The sequence below is a fragment of the Gordonia crocea genome (assembly GCF_009932435.1).
Lineage (GTDB): Bacteria > Actinomycetota > Actinomycetes > Mycobacteriales > Mycobacteriaceae > Gordonia > Gordonia crocea.
On the sequence record NZ_BJOU01000011.1, the window covers coordinates 1 to 16,492 of the forward strand.

A 16,492-nucleotide genomic window follows, 5' to 3' on the forward strand; every position below is an offset into this window, starting at 1 on the left:
GTGTGGTGAGACCCCGCTCACGTCGGGACCATCGGCCTCCGACTGCCTTGATAAGGTTTACCTAGGCTAAAATCCTTGACGTGGGCAGTAAGAAAAGCGCGGCCAAGGTGCGCCACCTCAAGCCGAAGAAGAAGTGCTGCCGCAAAGACGTCCGCTGCCTGCGCTGCCCGGTCGTGGTCCACCGCCTCAACAAGCTCGACCTCGACTCGATGAATCGCAAAAAGCTCGACAAGGCCATCAAAAAGGCCCGGGTCGCCTGAGCAGGTCGACCAACTCGCGAACCCACCCGACGTCGGCGGGGACCATTTCACCGCTGTCCGCCAACCGCACCACCTCGGCGTCGTCGAACCACCCGAGCGCCCGGTGCTCGACCGCCACCGGTTCCCCGGCTACCCACCGCGCGCGGTAGGCGCGCAGTTCGAGGTCATCCCCCACGGGCACCGCGTCGCCGATCCGGTCACCGCCGACCACCTCGATCTCCAGTTCCTCGCGCAGTTCGCGTTCCAGTGCCTGCGCCGGCGACTCGCCCTCCTCGACTTTGCCGCCGGGCAATTCCCACAGCCCGGCCAGGTGCGGCGGATAGGCCCGCTGGGCCAGTAGCACCCGGTTCGCCCCGCCCCACTCCCGGATGACCGCCCCGGCCACGACGATGCGGACCATCAGTCGCCCCGCCCGGTCACGATGCCGGTGCGGGCCCCGACGAGGCGGACGGTTATCCGGTCTCCCGGCCGCGGCGGGGGTGTGTCGTCGTCGGCGAGGGCGCCGAGCTCGGCCACCGGCGTGTTCAGCGCCGAACCGTCGAGGATGACCTGGGTCCGCTCGGGCAACTCGCGCACCCGCAGCACCGGCAGGGCGACCGTGCCGCCGGGTCCAGCACCGACGGGGCGGGCGCGCAGCGACTCGGCCCGGATGGCGACCGCGCCGACCGGGTCGTCGGCGCCGATCCCGAGTTGTCGGGTCGGCAGATCACCCAACTCGGTGCGCACCACGTCGCCGATCCGCTCGGCGGCCAACAGGTTTTCCCACCCGAGGAAGTGTGCCGTCCACTCGTCGGGCGGGTACCGCCAGACGCGGGCGGCGAGGTCGGCGGCGACGACGCCACCGTCGCGCATGACGATGACGGTGTCGCCCATCGTCGCGGCCTCGTCGTGGTCATGGGTGACGACGATCGTCGGGGTGGCAGTGGCCTCGACGATGCCGACGATGTCGTCGGCCAGCTTGCCGCGCAGGTGGGCGTCGAGAGCGGCGAGCGGCTCGTCGAGCAGGAGGAGACGGGGCCGCGGTGCCAATGCGCGGGCCAGCGCCACCCGTTGCGCCTGGCCACCGGACAGGTCGTCGACGCGGCGGCGGGCCATCCCGGGCAGCCGGACCAGGTCGAGCATTTGCGCGACGCGATCGGCGATCTGCTCGCGCGGCCACCTTCGGGCGCGCAGTCCATAGGCGATGTTCGCCGCCACCGAGCGGCCCGGGAACAACTGGGCGTCCTGGAACACCATGCCGAAGTCCCGCCGATGCGGCGGGACCGCCGCCAGGTCCTGCCCGTCGAAGGCGATGGTGCCCGACGCCAGCGGGACCAGACCGGCCACCGCGCGCAACAACGTCGACTTGCCACATCCCGACGGCCCGAGGATCGCCGTCACCGGACCCGCCGGCGGCGCCGTCGCGAGGGTCAGCGACACGTCGCGCACCACCCGCGCGTCGCCGTAGTCGACCGCGACCGAATCCACCACGAGCGTCATAGCAGTGCACCCGCGTTCGGCCGGACGGCCTCGACGATCCCGACCGCGACCGCTGTGACGACGACCAGCACCATCGAGCAGGCCATCGCCGCGGCGAGGTTCGCCTCGCCGGGGCGGTTCAAGGCGGTGCCGATCATCACCGGGAGGGTGGTGGTGTCGACCCGGGCCAGGAAGCTGGTCGCGCCGAACTCGCCCAGACTCAAGATGAAGGCGAAACCCGCGGCAACCGCGAACGACCGTCTCACCAGGGGCAGTTCCACCGTGCTGAAGACCCGCAGCGGCCGGGCGCCCAGGGTCGCCGCCGCCGTGGTCAGGCCGGCCGGGACCTGTTCCAGGGCCGGCACCGCGATCCGGATCACCAGCGGCACGGCGACCAGTGCCTGGACCGCGGCGATCACCCACCACGAGTTGGCCAGCGCGCTCGGCCACCCGGCGAACACCAGCGTGTAGCCGAATCCGAGGGTGACCGCGCTGACGCCCAGCGGGATCGTCGCGATCAGTTCGCCGACTTCGCGCAGCGGGCCGCGCAGCCGGGCGACCACGATCGCGGCGGCCAGCCCGAACACCACGGCCAGGACCGCGGCGACCACCGCGGTGCGCAGTGACATCGCTGCCGACGCGAGCGGCGTCATGCCGTTGACCTCGGCACCCAGCGCGCGGTACCCGGCCAGGGTCCAACTCCCCGGCCCCGCCGGGCGCACCGACCAGAGGGCCAAGACGACAAGGGGCACCACCAACCACAGTGCCGCCCACAGCGCGGTGAGCACCCCGGCGATCCGGGTCCACCCGCGGACCGGGATCGGCGACTGCTCGATGGCCCGGTTCCCCGGCACCCGGCGAGAGAGCAGTCGCACGACGGCCAGAGTCGCCACCACCACGCCGATCTGCAGCACCGACAGCGCCGCCGCCTCCGGCAGGTGGAAGGATCCGACGCCCTCCGTGTAGATGGCGGTCTCGACCGTGTGCAGCTGCCCGTTGCCGAGCACCATGATCACCCCGTAACTCGTCGTGCAGAACAAGAAGACCAGGGCCGCCGCCGCCGCGATCGCGGGCAGCAGCCGGGGCAGGGTCACCGTCGTGAACGCCCGCACCGGTCCGGCACCGCTGACCTGGGCGGCCTGTTCGAGCCGCGGGTCCAGTCCGGACCAGGCCGCCGCGACCACGCGCACGACGACGGCCACGTTCAGGAAGACGTGGGCGCACAGCACCGGGACGAGGCTGGGACCGGCCTCGTCGAGCGCCCCGCCGAGCGCGGCCGGCAGGAAGGACAACGGTCCGGTGAACACCGCCCGAAAGGCCATCCCCACCACGACGCTCGGCAAGACGAAGGGCAGCGTGACCACCACCAGGAACAAGCGCGAGCCGGGAAACCGGACCCGGGCCACGAGCCAGGTGATCGGCGCCGCGACGATCAGCGTCAGGACCGTCGAGGCCGCCGCCTGGGCGAGGGTGAATACCAGCAGCGGGCCCGCCCCCGACCGTCGCCACAGGGTGAGGATCCCCGCACCGTCCCCCGTTCCCGCGGCGCGGTCGAACAGGGCGACCAGGGGCCAGCCGAAAAAGATCACGAGGAAGACGAGCGGAATCGCGCCCAGTAGTGCCAATCCGAGGCCGGCGGTGGTGATCCTCGGGCGCCCCACACCGGTGACCAGCCCGATTCCCGGGCGACTGCGGGTCACCGTCCCACTGCGTCGCGCCACTCTTGCAGCCACTTCTCCCGGTTCTTGGCGATGTAGCCCGGCGGCATGTTGACCGTCCACTCCGGCATCGGCGCGCGGGTCGACCAGCCGTCGGGAAGCGGGGTGTCACGCGTCACCGGGTAGACGAACATCGACGCCGGCAGTGCCTTCTGGACACTCGGACCGAGGAGGAAGTCGATCACTTTGCGCGCCCCGTCCACGTTGGCCGCCCCCTTGAGGATGCCCGCGTACTCGACCTGCCGGAAGCAGGTCTCCAGCAGCGCCTCGGTGCCCGGCGTCGCCACCGGCGACGAGGCGTAGGACACGACGATCGGCTTGGACCCGCGGCCGGCACCCGCACTGAACAGCTGGTTGTAGGCGATCTCCCAGCCCGAGACGATGGTGGCACCGTTGGCGACCACCTTGCGCCAGTAGTCCTCCCACCCCCGCCGCTTCTGGCCGATCGTCGTCAATAGGAAGGAGATACCGGGCGAGGAGGTGCGCGGGTCGAGCAGTGCGGCCTGGTTGCGGTAGGCGGGCTTCGTCAGGTCGTCGAGGGATTGCGGCGGCTGGGCATCCCGGCGCTCGTACCATGACGAGTCGATGTTGAGGCAGACATCGCCGCGGCTGACCGCAGTCAGCAGGTCGGGCGCGGATTTCAGCGCATACTCGGATGCGCCGTTGGCCGCAGCCGGCGACACGTACGGCATGAGGGCCCCGGCTTCGATGGGGCGGGCGGCGAAGGTGTTGTCGATGCCGTAGACCAGGTCGCCCTTGGGTGACCCCGGGGTCAGCGAGATCTGCGACGCGATCTTCCCCGAGTCGCCGGACTTGGCGATCTTGAGGGTGATGCCGGTGGCGGCGTGGAACTCGTCGATGACCGACGAGGGCAGGTCGAAGGAGTCGTAGACGAGCATCGTGACGCTGCCGCGGTCGTCGGATCCGCCGCAGCCGACCACGCCGACGGCCACCGCCGCGGCCAGGAAAGCACTACCGATCCGACGGGTCGACGACGCCGCCGCGAAGTGTCCGATTCGCATGGCTCGATCTAACCACCAGGCGTCGGCGCCGACCCCTGCGATGGGCCCGACCAATGCCCGAGACGGTGAACGAGCCGGAAACCAGACAGTAACAATTGAATCACCAGCCACAATAGCCACATGCTCCAGGGGTTATGGTGCTGGCTGCGGACGCGTTCGACCCATGGTGGTCGCGGCACATAGACTGACGCGCGATCCCGCTTCGCCGACGATAAGGACCTAACCCCGTGCGACCGACCCTCCCGCGCCTTGCGGCCACCGTCGCCATCTCCGCGGGCCTGCTGGCCCCCGCCGCCCCCGCGTTGGCCGCACCGGCCGCGCCCGTCGCGTCGCCGGACGGCTTGACCTCCGCACTGGCCGCGGTCCCCACCAAGGTCGACCGACAGGTGCTCGATTCCCTCGGCGCCTTCGCGCCGGCCATCATCGGCTCGATGGCCACCCCCGGCCCGGACGGCAAGGTCAACCCGGCGCTGTTCGCCGACGCCAACACCCTCGGGTCCAACCCCAACCTCCCGCCGCAGGTGCGCGAGGTGTGGCGCGAGATCATCGACTTCCTCGGCGAGCCGGGCAAGCGCAGCGTCGCCGCATACCACCGGACGAACCGGCTGCCGGTCGCCAAGAAGAAGGCCAAGCCCGGCGATCCGGAGATCCCGCGCGGCCCGGGCGCGCCGCGCATCCAGGAGTTCCTCTACCCGACGATCGGCATCGGCTGCATGCCCGAGTCGGCGACCGGTTCGCTGGGCTCGCTCGGCGGCGGCAACTCGCTGGGGCGCGCCCTGGTCACCGCCGGCCCCCAGAAGGCCCCCGCCCCCGGCCCGAAGCGCGGGCAGGTCGGCTACGTCTACACCAGCCTCGGCACCGGCCCCGCGGTGAACAACCGCGCCCGGCCCCTGATCGCCCAGTGGCTCAACCTCGACACCGGCCGCACCGGCATCATCAACCTGCGGCGCAACCCGAAGATCAACGCCACCGACGGCCCCGGCACCTTCACCGCCATCGCGAGCACCGGCCGCGGCCGCGTGCTGACCGTGATCTCCGGCGACGTCACGGTGAAGACGAAGTCCAAACGCGTGGTGTCCTGCGGGATCGTTCCGGTCATCGGTATCGCCTACGTCTGACGCAACCCTGCCGACGGGGCCCACTCGACGAGAATCAGGGCCCAGTCGGCGGATTTGAGGGCCCAGTCGGCGGATTTGAGGGCCCAGTCGGCGGAGAGTCGCTGTCTACGGCCGATTGCGGCCCGATCACAGGTCGGACTCGTCGATTGCACGTCTAGTCACATGCGTGTTGTTCTGTATCTAGAACCTCACTAGTAACAGCAATCCCACTAGTAACACGCCCTACTGTTCCCACGTTGGAGTGACAACGATGCTCGGCAAACTCTCCCGCCCCGCGCTCAGCGCGACCCTCAGCCTGGCCTCTGCGGCCGCGGTGGCCCTTGCCGGCCCGCTGGCCACCGCCGCGCCGGCCCCGGCGCGCCCGGCACCGGTTCGACCGGCACCGAAAGCCCCCAGCCCCGCCCCCGGCGCCCACACCCTTCCGGTGACCGTCCCGTTCGACGATGAACTGGCCGCCGCACTCAAGTTCGCCAAGCAGGCGGGCGGCGACAAGGTCCTCGTCGAAGTCCTCCAGGCGATCATGGGTGCCGCCGGACAGATCTCACCGCTCACCGCCGCGGCCCCGGGGGCGCAACAGGCCGCCCTGCCGGGCGTGAAGCAGGTCGACGCGATCAGCGACCCGATGAGCCTGCTCCGCCAGGCCGGGGTTCAACCGCTGTCCCCGTCGATCGCACCGTTTTGCGCCGCGCCGACCGCCGACAACCCGCTCGGCCTGGTCAACGCCGGCGCCGCCGGGATCCCCGACCCCTGGCCGCTGCGCACCGCCAACCCCCTGAGCCTGCTGCCCTTCCCCCTCCCCGGGATCACGGTGCCGGACCCCAACCTGGTCAAGGACAAGCAGACGGCCTTCGCCTTCATCCCGGCCGATGCGACCGTCCCCGGCGCCGGCCACAGCAACGCCCACGCCAACTCCCACGACAAGCGCGGCACGATGCGCGTCGCATGGTTCAACACCGCGACCATGCGCGGCGGCGTCAACGAGCTCACTTCCCTCTCGGACACCAACCCGATGTTGAAGGCACTGCCCGGATTGTCGGGTGTGCGCCTGGTTCCCGTCGACACCGGCAAGGGCACTATCCTGGCAGCCGTGTATGGCACAGCTGGAGCCAGCGGCAACCGGGAATGTTTCTTCCTGCCGGCCGTCGGGGTGATCAATTCCTAGCCGGGTCGCTTGGGGCGCCGCCACCGCGCTCACCGGCGCGGTGGCGACGATCGCCGGCGCACGCTCCCACCGTCGGCTGGCCGGGGCGACCAAACCCCTCCCGATGGCCATCCTGGCCGTGCGGACTGCGACCCAGCCCGACATCTCCCCCGTCGACCGCGCCTTGACGCTCGGCGCCATCGGTTTCTCGATGGCCGGTGACTACTGGATGTTCCGCGAGGAGTTCGAACCGCTCGAATCCCCCGCCAAGAACCGGTACCTGGCCAAGGGTGGGGCCTTCTTCGCCGGAGCCCAGGTCTGCTACCAGGCCGTCTTCGCCCGCCGCGGTGCGCGTTACAGCTGGCGCGGATTCGCCCCGCGCATGGCCTTGATGGGCGAGCCGGCCGCGGTCGTCGCGGCGAAGGCGCCCTCGGTCCTGCCCGTTCTCGGCCCCTACGGCGCCCTGCTGGCCGGGATGTCGACGCTGGCCGGGCAGTCCGGGCGCCAGGCCGCCGCGGGTGGGTTGTTGTTCCAGGCGTCGGACGCGGTGATCATGAACCGCCGCCACCTGGCCTCCTCGCCGACGCTGCGCAGTGCGCTCGAGGCGTGGGTGTTGGGCAGCTACTTCGGCGCCCAGTACCTGCTCGTCGACTCGCTGCTCACCGCACCGCGGTCCACCCCGCAGGCCTGAACCGGGACGAGCGGGTCAGACCGACTGCGCCGACCCCCGGCACACCGACACCTGCGGGTTTACACCGGGCACGATGAACATCACCTCGACCGACTGGTGGATCTCGAACTTCACCCGGCCCTTGCCCGGGTGCAGCACCGCCTGCCAGGTGTTCTGCGGGGCCCGCGAGCGGACCTTCACCACGCCTCGGCGACCGTTGTCGACATTGCGCCAATGCACCTGGACCCACATCGTGTACTCGGTGATCGGCGTCATCGTGATCTGCATCCGGTGGGTACTCGCGATCAACGCGATGGCCGGCGCCGGTAAGCCGTCGGAGGGATGGTCGATGTTGTTCCACACGTCGACCCAGGTACGCAGGTCCGGACCGGGCCACGGATCGCGCACCGGGCATTGGATCGTCTTGACCAGCTTTTTGGTTCCCGCATAGGGGTCGTCACCGGGTGCCGCATGCACGGGTGCGGCCATCGCGCCACCCGCGATCAACCCCGCCCCCAGCAGGCGCAGTGCCGTCTTCACTCCGCGTCGCATGGGCTCACCCTATCGGTCGATAGACTCACCGCATGGCCAACTCGCCGAATTCCGCCCAGCTGACGATCGCCCAGGATCCCGAGGCCGACGAACTGCTGTCGACCGATCCGTTCGCCTTGCTCACGGGGATGCTCCTCGATCAACAGTTCCCGATGGAGCGCGCGTTCGCCGGGCCGTTGAAGCTCGCCCAACGCTTCGGCTCGCTCGACCCGGCCGCGATCGCGGCGGCCGAACCGGACGCCTTCGCCGACCTGTGTGCCACTCCCCCGGCCGTGCACCGCTACGGGCGGTCGATGGCGGGCCGAATCCAGGCGCTCGCCCAGGTCGTCGTCGACTCCTACGGCGGGGACGCCGCCGCCATTTGGTCCGACGCGGCGTCGGGCGCAGAGCTGCTGGCGCGGCTGCGGGCCCTGCCCGGCTTCGGCGAGCAGAAGGCGAAGATCTTCCTCGCCCTGCTCGCCAAGCAACTCGGGGTGGCCCCGGCCGGGTGGGACAACGCCGCGGGCGACTACGCGAAGGCCGGGTACCGGTCGGTGGCCGACGTCGTCGACGCCGACTCGCTGCAGCAGGTCCGGGACTTCAAGAAGGCCGCCAAGGCCGCGGCCAAGTCGTCGGACAGCAAGGCCCGCGGGTGAGCGACGCGTCCAGTCCGGATCCGATCGACGGTCTGATCGCCGAACTCGAATCCGAACTCACCGACTTCTGGCGTCGCGGACGCGTCCGCGCGCGGGACCGCTCGCACGAGATCCACCCCAGTCTCGACCCGTCCTGCTATCCGCTGCTGATGGCCGTTGCGCGGCGCGAGCCGATCGGTATGTCGGACCTGGTGCACGGCCTCGGCGTCGACAAGTCAACGGTCTCCCGCCAGGTCGACGCGGTCGAGCGTCTCGGCCTCGTCGAGCGCCGGCCCGACCCCGAGGACGCCCGGGCACGCGTCGTCGCCCTCACCGACGACGGCCGGTCCCGCATCTCGGCGGTGTTCGCCACCCACGTACCGCAGTGGCGGGCACGTCTGGCCCAGTGGGATCCCGCCGACATCGGGATGTTGATCGAACTGATGCGACGCCTCGCCACCAGTCTCGAAGATTTCGACCGCGCGGAATAATCCGGGATAGTTGCGAGTTGCAACTAAAGTTCGTAGGATGAGAGGTCTGCCCGGCGATCCGCCGTGTGCACACGCCGTTCCGGCCACCCATTCACGCGACGCTGCGTACCTCCGGGGTACGCACCCGTCCAGACAGCCAGCTTTCCGAGAGGCGCCCCTATGACTGACAGCATCACCGAGCCAGACACCACACCAATGACCCAACGCCAGAAGATCGAGGCCCTCGTCGGCCTCCTTCTGGGAATGTTCGTCGCGTTCCTGTCTTCCACCGTCGTGTCCATCGCACTGCCGCAGATCATCAAGGACCTGCACGGCACCACCGATCAGTACACCTGGGTGGTGACCGCGACCCTGCTCGCGTCCACCGCGACGACCCCGATCTGGGGCAAGTTCTCCGACCTGATGAGCAAGAAGCTCCTGGTCCAGATCTCGCTTTCGGTCTTCACCCTGGGCTCGATCCTGGCCGGCATGTCGCAATCGGCCGGCGCACTGATCGGCTTCCGCGCCCTCCAGGGCATCGGCCTGGGCGGCCTGCAGGCGCTGGTCATCATCGTGATCGCCTCCATGTTCAGCCCCCGCGAACGCGGCCGCTACCAGGGCCCGATCGCCGCGGTGATGTCGATCGCCACCGTCGGCGGCCCGCTGCTGGGCGGCGTCATCACCGACACGAGCTGGCTCGGCTGGCGCTGGACCTTCTACGTCTGCGTTCCGCTCGCGATCATCGCGCTCGTCGTGATCCAACGCACCCTCAACGTCCCGACCATCCGCAAAGCCAACGTCAGTATCGACTACCTCGGTGCGACCCTGATCGCCGGTGGCGTCATCGTCCTGCTGATCTGGGTGACCCTCGCCGGCAAGTCCTTCCCCTGGGCGTCGGGCGAGTCCTACCTGCTGGCCGCACTGGGTGTGGTGCTGCTGGTCCTCGCGGTGCTCGCCGAGGCGAAGCTGCTCAACCCGTTCCTGCCCGGCTTCCTGAAGGTGAACGACCCGATCATCCCGCTGCACCTGTTCCGGGATCGCACCACCACGCTGGCCACCCTGGCCAGCATCGCGGTCGGCGTCGCACTGTTCGGCTCGGCGGTGTTCCTCGGCCAGTACTTCCAGCTCGGCCGCGGCTACTCCCCGACCGTCTCCGGCCTGCTCACCCTGCCGATGGTCGGCGGCTCGCTGATCTTCTCGACGATCTCCGGCGCGCTGATCACGAAGTTCGGCCGGTGGAAGAACTTCCTGATCGCCGGCGCCGCGCTGATGACCGTCGGCTTCGCCCTGCTGTCCACCGTCACCGGACACACCAACATGTGGCTGATCGCCCTCTACCTGTTCGTGCTCGGCACGGGTATGGGCATGGTCATGCAGAACCTGGTCCTGCCGGTGCAGAACGCGGTGCCCGCCGAGAACCTCGGTGTGGCCACCTCCACGGTGACCTTCTTCCGTTCGCTCGGCGGTGCCGCCGGCGTGTCGGTCCTCGGTGCCGTCCTGTCCACCCACGTCGCCGACCTCACGATTTCCGGCCTGACCGCCCTCGGGCACTCGCTCGTCGGGTCGCTGGGCATCCAGGGAGCCAAGGAGGCAGTGGAATCGTGCGGCACGATGCTGAAGGCCGGCATCGCCGGCAACCTGTCGCCCGATTGCGCGGCGGTCCAGCAGACCGCCTTCGGCGACGGTGTGCCGACGATCTTCCTGATCGCCGCGGTGATGGGCGCGCTGGCGCTGGTCGCGATCCTGTTCATCAAGGAGGTGCAGCTCAAGACGCTGACCCCTCTGGAGGAGCAGCAGCGGGCCGCCGAGGCGATGGCGGGCCTGGAGCCCGAGGAGTCGCCCGAGGTCGTCGCGGCGCAGGGGCGGGGCGAACCGACGAGCTAACGGCTGTCCGTGCCCTAAGCTCGGCACCATGACAAGTCAACCCGCTCTGACCCCGCAGATGGTCGTCGGACTGCCGATCCGCCTGGGCTTCGCCATCACCGGCGTCGCGCTGGGCGCGGTCGAGTCCGCCGTCTCCGTCGCCCGGGTCACCGCCGAAGGCGTGCAGAACGAGGTCAACCACGCACTGGGGATCCACTCCGACCTGCTCGCCGACACCCGCTCCCCGTTGGAGATCCTGAGCCACGTGGCCGAGTTGCTCGGCCCCGATCGGCCCATCGGCCGGGCCCTGGCGCCCGGTGGGCCCGTCGACCGGCTCCTCCAACGGGGCGGTGTCGTCGACCGGCTCACCGATTCCGACGGCATCCTTGAAAAGCTCACCGCCCGCCACGGCCTACTCGACCAGGCGACCGAGGAGGGCGGCATCCTCATGCGCCTCACTGCCAAGGGCGGGCCCTTGGACCGGTTGACCCGCTTGGGCGGCGTGATCGACCAGATCACTGAGAACGAGGGCATCCTGGAACGCCTGACCTCGGAGAACGGGGTGATCGACAAGCTCACCGCCCCCGGCGGGGTCATCGACAAGCTCACCGAGTCCGACGGCATCCTCGACAAGATCACCGAGCCCGGCGGCATCATCGAGCGGCTCGCCGACGACGACGGTCTGCTCGACCAGCTCCTGGGCAAGGACGGCGCCGTCGAGCGGACGATCGCCCCCGGCGGACCGCTCGACCGCGTCAGCGAACTCGCCGAGAACATGAGCGAGCTGACCCCGAGCCTCCTCGCGATGCAGGAGGCGGTCAGCGACCTGCGGGCCACCGTCGAGCTGCTGAACGCCTCAGTCGCGCCGCTGGGCGGGCTGGCCGATCGCCTGCCCAAGCGCCTCACCCGCGGCCGCGCCGCAAACAACAACTACGAACAGCCCGGCCTGGAGCAGTAGCGCGATCATCGGTCCAACGCGGCGCGCAGCGCGCCGACATGGGCGTCGATGTCGAGGGCTTCGGGGTCGGCCTGCACCGAGAAGGTGACGGTGGCGCCTATCCCGTGCACGCCGTGGGTCAGCCGGTGCACCGGCGACAGCGCCGGGAAGCCGGCGGTCAGGCGCACCCGACCGCCGGCGAGGGTCAGATCGGCGGCACCCCGGTTCACCGAGGACACCACGGTGTGTCCGGTCACCGCCGGCGGGGGTCCGTCGCCGGGATCGACAGACGTTGCCGCCCAATGCATCAGCGGTGCCGGGGTGGCTGCCTCGGCGCGGCGTGCGGCGACCCGGGCCGGCGCGCGGTCCCGCTCGCGCGCGGCGTCGATGGCCGCGGTGATCGCCGCCAACCGCGACTCGCCGGACAGGTCGGTACGGCTGGCGATGCCGACCATGTGGAAGTCGTTCGCCGGTCCGCGTCTGGTGGCGCGGGCCAGCGTCAGCTCCACCACCGGGTCGCCGTCGACGAGTCCGCCGGCGGCCAGGGCGTCGCCGATCACCGCCACCGCGGCCGGGGTCACCCGGCCGCCGAGGCGGTCTCGGGCGACGGTGAGGGTGCGCAGCGCCCGTCGGGGTCCGGGCCGACCGTTGATCGGGGCCGGTGCGACGGGCCCGGGACCGGGATGTCCCGCCGACCGGGACAGCCGGTAGGCGGCGGCTCCGTCGACCACCAGCCGTCCCACCTGGACGGGTAGCCGCAGCACCCCGGCCGCCGCCCGCACCGCCCCGCTCGGCACGGCTCCGGTCAGCACGACTCCGGTCGGCACCGCCCCGACCCGGCCGCCGTCGGCCTCCGGTGCCGACGGCGCGCCGAACAACCGGCGGGCCACCGCGCTCGCGCCGCGACCGTCGTGGCGGGCATGGGAGATCTGCAGCACCGCGACGCGCAGCCCTGCCGACCCGCCCGGATCATCGGGGCCGGCGACCGCGTCGAACAGGTGCAGCCGCCACGCCGCGGTGCCCGGATCCAGTTGTGCGGCCAACAGATCCGCCAGCCGCGCCAGCATGCCGGTCCACGTCGGGTCCTCGAGCCGATGGACCCGGATCTGGTCCGCGGTGGCCGGGGCGTGGACCCAGCTCGGATAGTCCAGGTGTCCCGGGACCTCGCTGATCACCGTGGTGAGGCTGGAAATCGCCGACGCGCGGTGGAGCAGTGCGGCACACACCTCGTCGATCGGCGAGGCGTTCCCGTCGAAGGCGAACAGGAGGAACTGGTCGCTGCGCATCTGGGGCGCCGACCAGAGCATCCGTGCGTCGACGGGGTGGAGGCGGGTCACGCGTCGGCGAGGGCCGCGGTCAGCTCGGCCGCATCCAGGCCGAGCATCGGCACCACCCGCCGCAACGGGATCGAACCGATGAGTTGCTCGAGGGTCGGGTCGATCTCGGTGAGGCCCAAGGACTTCTGCAGCTGACCCAGGATCGCGGCCCGACCGTGGGGCACCGCCAACAGCTCCGAGAGCGTCGAGTCCAGGCCCAACGGCTTCGTCGACGTATCGCCGGCGACCTCGACCGACACGGTGGCGTCGATGTCGCGACTGCTGTGCCCCACGTCGATCCGGTACCGGCCCCCCTCGACCACCCAATCGTCGATCTCGCGATCCCAGTACGCCAGGTCGGGACGGGCGAGCGAAATGGTCACCCGGCGGCTCTCACCGGCCGACAACGCCAGGGCGGCCATGCCTTTGAGTTCGCGCGGCGGCCGGGCCACCACCGATTCGTCCAGGCCGGTGTACACCTGCACGACGGTGCGGCCGTCGCGGTCACCGGTGTTGGTCACGGTTATCGCCACGTCGATCCCGGCCGCGGTGGTCGTGGCGGCCACCTCGGTGAAGGTCGTCGTCGTGTAGGACAGCCCGTGGCCGAAGGGGAAGCGCACCGCCAACCCGCGCGCGTCATAGCCGCGGTAGCCGACGAAGACCCCCTCGCCGTAGCGGACGTGGAGCTGCTCACCGGGGAAGTCCAGGTGGGCGGGGTTGTCGGCCAGCCGCAGCGGAATGGTCTCGGCCAGCCGGCCCGACGGGTCGTCGAGGCCGTAGAGGATGTCGGCCACCGCTGCCCCGCCGCCCTCGCCCAGCAGGAGTCCGTCGAGCACGGCCGGCGCCGCCACGACCTCGGCCAGGTCCACCACCGCCCCGTGCGACAGGACGACGACGGTGGCCGGATTGGCTGCCAGGACCGCCACCAACAGGTCGAGTTGCACCTGCGGGAGCCGCCAATCGGTGCGGTCGAAGCCCTCGGATTCGTCGCCGGCGGGGACGCCGAGGAAGACCACGGCCACCTCGGCGGCCGCGGCCCGGGCGACGGCCGCGGCCCGCAGCGCCGACTCGTCACCCGTGCCGTCGACGGTGAACCCCGGTTCGAACACGACGTCCGGTAGCGCCAACGCCGCGATCGCATCCACCGCCGCGTCGACACGCGTCGGGTTCACCTTCGAACTCCCGCCGCCCTGATAGCGCGGGGTCCGGGCGAACTCGCCGATCACCGCCACCCGCGTCGTCGGCGCCAGCGGGAGCAGCGGCGTGCCGTCGACGGGCTCGTTGGCCAGCAACACCAGACACCGCCGCGCCGCGGTGACGGCGAGCTCGTGCTGGGCCTCGTGGTCATACGTCGTGTCGACCGAGTTCGCCTGCGCCGCGAGGGCCAGCGACACGACCCGCTCGGCGCACGCGTCGACGGCCGTCTCGGACAGGCGCCCCTCCCGCACGGCGACCACCAGTTCCGCCGGGCCCTGTCCGGGGCCGGGCATCTGAAGGTCCAACCCGGCCGCCGCGGCGGCCACCCGGTCGTCCACCGCCCCCCAGTCGGAGACGACGAACCCCTCGAACCCCCACCGCTGCCGCAGCGTGTCGGTCAGCAACCAGGTGTTCTGGGTGGCATAGACACCGTTGATCTTGTTGTAGGCGGCCATCACCGACCAGGGTTGGGCCGTGCGCACCACGTGCTCGAACGCGCGCAGGTAGATCTCGTGCAGTGGCCGTGGGTCGATGTCGGAGCTGATCCGGAACCGTTCGGTCTCCTGGTTGTTGGCCGCGAAGTGCTTCAGCGACGTCCCCACGCCGTGGCGTTGGACGCCGCGCACGAAGGCGGCCGCCATCGCCCCGGCGAGGATCGGGTCCTCGGAGTAGTACTCGAAGTTGCGCCCACCCAGCGGCGACCGTTTGATGTTGATCCCGGGCCCCAGGAGCACGCCGACCTTTTCCGCCAGGCAGGCTCGGCCGAGCGCATCGCCGACCTCCTCGGCCACCGCCGGGTCGAAGGTGGCCGCCATCGCGACCGCCGGCGGGAAGCAGACGGCGACCACGGAGTTGTTGAGCCCCAACGCATCCCCGCCCTCGGTCTGTTTGCGGATGCCGTGCGGCCCGTCGGTCAGCGTCACCGCGACGATGCCGGCCCCGTCGATCCCGACGGTGTCCCAAAAGCCAGCGCCGGTGGTGAGTGCCGCCTTCTGGTCGAGGTCGAGACCCGCGACGATCTCTCGCGCCCGGTCCCGATGGTCGATGGGGTTGGTTGCCATGGGTCAAATCTAGAGGGGATCTGGCAGTCTTGGCGGCATGCCCGAACCCGCGACGACCGAACCCGCGATCACCATCACCTACTGCAGCCAGTGCAACTGGTTGCTGCGCGCGAGTTGGTTGGCCGGCGAGCTGCTCTCGACGTTCGGCGCCGAGCTGGCCGGGGTGACCCTGGTTCCCGGTACCGGCGGGGTCTTCACCGTCGATGTCGACGGGGAACGGGTCTGGGACCGCACAGCCGACGGCGGCTTTCCCGACGCGGCGCAGCTCAAACGCCGGGTGCGCGACGCAGCCCTGCCCGACTGGAACCTCGGGCACGGCGAAGCGCCCTGACCTGCGAAGCGGGGCCATGAGACGCAGATCACCCTCGATGCCGTTACGATGGCGACATGATTCGACGTTGGTCTGCCCTTGCCCTGAGCGCATTCACCGCCCTGTCCGGGCTGGTGATCGCCGCCGCCCCGGCGTCGGCTGCGCGCTGCGCCGACGTGGAGGTGTTGTGGGCCCGGGGAACGGCCGAACCCGCAGCCCCCATCGGGTTGACCGGCCTGGCGTTCGTCGAAACGTTGCGCCGACACACCCCCGGCCGATCGCTGCACGCCCAGGGCGTCCAGTACGAGGCGAGTGACAAGTTCACCAACCGCGGCGAGTTCGCCCACTCGGTGAACCGTGGGGTCAAGGCCGCCCAGAACGAGATCAAGTACCTCTCGGCGCGGTGCCCGCGCAGCCGGATCGTGTTCGGCGGGTTCTCCCAGGGCGCCGTCGTCGCCGGGTACGCCCTGGTCGACAAGCTTCAGATCCCGCGCAAGTACCAGCAGTACGCGCACTACGCGCCGGCGCCGCTGCCGGCGAGCGTGACCCCGCACATCGCCGCGGTGATTACCTTCGGAGCCCCGTCGAAGCGGTTCATCCGCGACGTCGGCGCACCGCCCATCACCATTGCCGGGCGCTTCGCACCCAAGGTCGCGCAGTTCTGCGCCCCCGGTGACACCATCTGCAACGGTGCCCCCGTCGGCGGGCCGAGTATCCAGCACGCCTTCTACGCGTTCAACGGGATGATGGACGCCGCATCGGACTTCGTGGTGCGACGGCTCTGA

The 16,492-nt window shown here is 70.6% G+C and carries 17 protein-coding genes; 10 read left to right on the forward strand and 7 right to left on the reverse strand.

Annotation, left to right across the window (positions count from 1 at the left end; all coding sequences use genetic code 11):
* The first annotated feature begins 80 nt into the window (after positions 1-80).
* On the forward strand, positions 81-260 hold the full coding sequence (locus nbrcactino_RS14155; RefSeq protein ID WP_161928166.1) for a hypothetical protein: 180 nt from the start codon (positions 81-83) through the stop codon (positions 258-260).
* Here the strand turns inward: nbrcactino_RS14155 and nbrcactino_RS14160 are convergent.
* Genes nbrcactino_RS14160 through nbrcactino_RS14175 form a run of 4 tightly spaced genes read right to left on the reverse strand, consistent with a single transcriptional unit; the run spans position 238 to position 4,458 of the window.
* On the reverse strand, positions 238-660 hold the full coding sequence (locus tag nbrcactino_RS14160; protein ID WP_161928167.1) for an NUDIX domain-containing protein: 423 nt from the start codon (positions 658-660) through the stop codon (positions 238-240). The genes nbrcactino_RS14155 and nbrcactino_RS14160 overlap by 23 nt on opposite strands.
* On the reverse strand, positions 660-1,739 hold the full coding sequence (locus nbrcactino_RS14165) for an ABC transporter ATP-binding protein (RefSeq protein ID WP_161928168.1): 1,080 nt from the start codon (positions 1,737-1,739) through the stop codon (positions 660-662). The genes nbrcactino_RS14160 and nbrcactino_RS14165 overlap by 1 nt, the downstream gene beginning before the upstream one ends.
* Positions 1,736-3,418 (reverse strand): ABC transporter permease, encoded by a 1,683-nt coding sequence (locus nbrcactino_RS14170; protein WP_228460910.1) that lies wholly within the window; start codon positions 3,416-3,418, stop codon positions 1,736-1,738. The genes nbrcactino_RS14165 and nbrcactino_RS14170 overlap by 4 nt, the downstream gene beginning before the upstream one ends.
* Positions 3,415-4,458 carry a thiamine ABC transporter substrate-binding protein gene (locus tag nbrcactino_RS14175; protein ID WP_161928169.1) on the reverse strand — a complete coding sequence of 348 codons (1,044 nt, stop codon included), beginning with the start codon at positions 4,456-4,458 and terminating at the stop codon, positions 3,415-3,417. The genes nbrcactino_RS14170 and nbrcactino_RS14175 overlap by 4 nt, the downstream gene beginning before the upstream one ends.
* Positions 4,459-4,685: 227 nt before the next feature.
* On the opposite strand from nbrcactino_RS14175, the gene nbrcactino_RS14180 reads away from it, so the two are divergent.
* The 3 genes from nbrcactino_RS14180 to nbrcactino_RS14190 all read left to right on the forward strand — a co-directional run bounded on the left by nbrcactino_RS14180 (position 4,686) and on the right by nbrcactino_RS14190 (position 7,408).
* Entirely contained in the window at positions 4,686-5,576 is an 891-nt protein-coding gene (locus tag nbrcactino_RS14180; RefSeq protein ID WP_161928170.1) for an Rv1157c family protein, read from the forward strand.
* 250 nt (positions 5,577-5,826) lie between these two features.
* Complete coding sequence (locus nbrcactino_RS14185; protein WP_161928173.1) at positions 5,827-6,738, forward strand: hypothetical protein; 912 nt, start codon at positions 5,827-5,829, stop codon at positions 6,736-6,738.
* A 40-nt stretch (positions 6,739-6,778) separates the two neighbouring features.
* Positions 6,779-7,408: a lysoplasmalogenase gene (locus tag nbrcactino_RS14190; RefSeq protein WP_228460912.1), complete on the forward strand. Its 630-nt coding sequence runs from the start codon at positions 6,779-6,781 to the stop codon at positions 7,406-7,408.
* Between the two features lie 15 nt (positions 7,409-7,423).
* Here the strand turns inward: nbrcactino_RS14190 and nbrcactino_RS14195 are convergent, their stop codons facing one another.
* The gene (locus nbrcactino_RS14195) at positions 7,424-7,939 is read right to left on the reverse strand and encodes a hypothetical protein (protein ID WP_161928174.1); all 516 of its coding nucleotides are present in this window, start codon (positions 7,937-7,939) and stop codon (positions 7,424-7,426) included.
* Positions 7,940-7,971: 32 nt separating this feature from the next.
* On the opposite strand from nbrcactino_RS14195, the gene nbrcactino_RS14200 reads away from it, so the two are divergent.
* From nbrcactino_RS14200 to nbrcactino_RS14215, 4 genes are all read left to right on the forward strand, one after another.
* Positions 7,972-8,574, forward strand: coding sequence for an HhH-GPD-type base excision DNA repair protein (locus tag nbrcactino_RS14200; protein WP_161928175.1), 603 nt, complete (start codon positions 7,972-7,974; stop codon positions 8,572-8,574).
* Positions 8,571-9,044, forward strand: coding sequence for a MarR family winged helix-turn-helix transcriptional regulator (locus nbrcactino_RS14205; protein ID WP_186343397.1), 474 nt, complete (start codon positions 8,571-8,573; stop codon positions 9,042-9,044). The genes nbrcactino_RS14200 and nbrcactino_RS14205 overlap by 4 nt, the downstream gene beginning before the upstream one ends.
* Positions 9,045-9,239: 195 nt before the next feature.
* Positions 9,240-10,907: an MDR family MFS transporter gene (locus nbrcactino_RS14210; protein ID WP_161928176.1), complete on the forward strand. Its 1,668-nt coding sequence runs from the start codon at positions 9,240-9,242 to the stop codon at positions 10,905-10,907.
* 28 nt (positions 10,908-10,935) lie between these two features.
* Positions 10,936-11,844 (forward strand): hypothetical protein, encoded by a 909-nt coding sequence (locus tag nbrcactino_RS14215; RefSeq protein ID WP_161928177.1) that lies wholly within the window; start codon positions 10,936-10,938, stop codon positions 11,842-11,844.
* Positions 11,845-11,849: 5 nt separating this feature from the next.
* Here the strand turns inward: nbrcactino_RS14215 and nbrcactino_RS14220 are convergent, their stop codons facing one another.
* Positions 11,850-13,160 (reverse strand): hypothetical protein, encoded by a 1,311-nt coding sequence (locus nbrcactino_RS14220; protein ID WP_161928178.1) that lies wholly within the window; start codon positions 13,158-13,160, stop codon positions 11,850-11,852.
* Complete coding sequence (locus nbrcactino_RS14225) at positions 13,157-15,397, reverse strand: glycoside hydrolase family 3 C-terminal domain-containing protein (protein ID WP_161928179.1); 2,241 nt, start codon at positions 15,395-15,397, stop codon at positions 13,157-13,159. Before nbrcactino_RS14225 ends, nbrcactino_RS14220 begins: the two co-directional genes overlap by 4 nt.
* A gap of 37 nt (positions 15,398-15,434) precedes the next feature.
* Between nbrcactino_RS14225 and nbrcactino_RS14230 the strand changes: the two genes are divergently transcribed.
* Entirely contained in the window at positions 15,435-15,728 is a 294-nt protein-coding gene (locus nbrcactino_RS14230) for an Rdx family protein (RefSeq protein WP_161928180.1), read from the forward strand.
* A 56-nt stretch (positions 15,729-15,784) separates the two neighbouring features.
* Entirely contained in the window at positions 15,785-16,492 is a 708-nt protein-coding gene (locus tag nbrcactino_RS14235) for a cutinase family protein (RefSeq protein ID WP_161928181.1), read from the forward strand.

Bases quoted from the DNA above. Each gene is read 5' to 3' on its own strand.
- nbrcactino_RS14175 (WP_161928169.1), bottom strand. From the start codon at position 4,458: ATGCGAATCGGACACTTCGCGGCGGCGTCGTCGACCCGTCGGATCGGT.
- nbrcactino_RS14160 (WP_161928167.1), bottom strand. From the start codon at position 660: ATGGTCCGCATCGTCGTGGCCGGGGCGGTCATCCGGGAGTGGGGCGGG.
- nbrcactino_RS14235 (WP_161928181.1), top strand. From the start codon at position 15,785: ATGATTCGACGTTGGTCTGCCCTTGCCCTGAGCGCATTCACCGCCCTG.
- nbrcactino_RS14185 (WP_161928173.1), top strand. From the start codon at position 5,827: ATGCTCGGCAAACTCTCCCGCCCCGCGCTCAGCGCGACCCTCAGCCTG.
- nbrcactino_RS14230 (WP_161928180.1), top strand. From the start codon at position 15,435: ATGCCCGAACCCGCGACGACCGAACCCGCGATCACCATCACCTACTGC.
- nbrcactino_RS14200 (WP_161928175.1), top strand. From the start codon at position 7,972: ATGGCCAACTCGCCGAATTCCGCCCAGCTGACGATCGCCCAGGATCCC.
- nbrcactino_RS14165 (WP_161928168.1), bottom strand. From the start codon at position 1,739: ATGACGCTCGTGGTGGATTCGGTCGCGGTCGACTACGGCGACGCGCGG.
- nbrcactino_RS14215 (WP_161928177.1), top strand. From the start codon at position 10,936: ATGACAAGTCAACCCGCTCTGACCCCGCAGATGGTCGTCGGACTGCCG.
- nbrcactino_RS14210 (WP_161928176.1), top strand. From the start codon at position 9,240: ATGACCCAACGCCAGAAGATCGAGGCCCTCGTCGGCCTCCTTCTGGGA.
- nbrcactino_RS14195 (WP_161928174.1), bottom strand. From the start codon at position 7,939: ATGCGACGCGGAGTGAAGACGGCACTGCGCCTGCTGGGGGCGGGGTTG.
- nbrcactino_RS14225 (WP_161928179.1), bottom strand. From the start codon at position 15,397: ATGGCAACCAACCCCATCGACCATCGGGACCGGGCGCGAGAGATCGTC.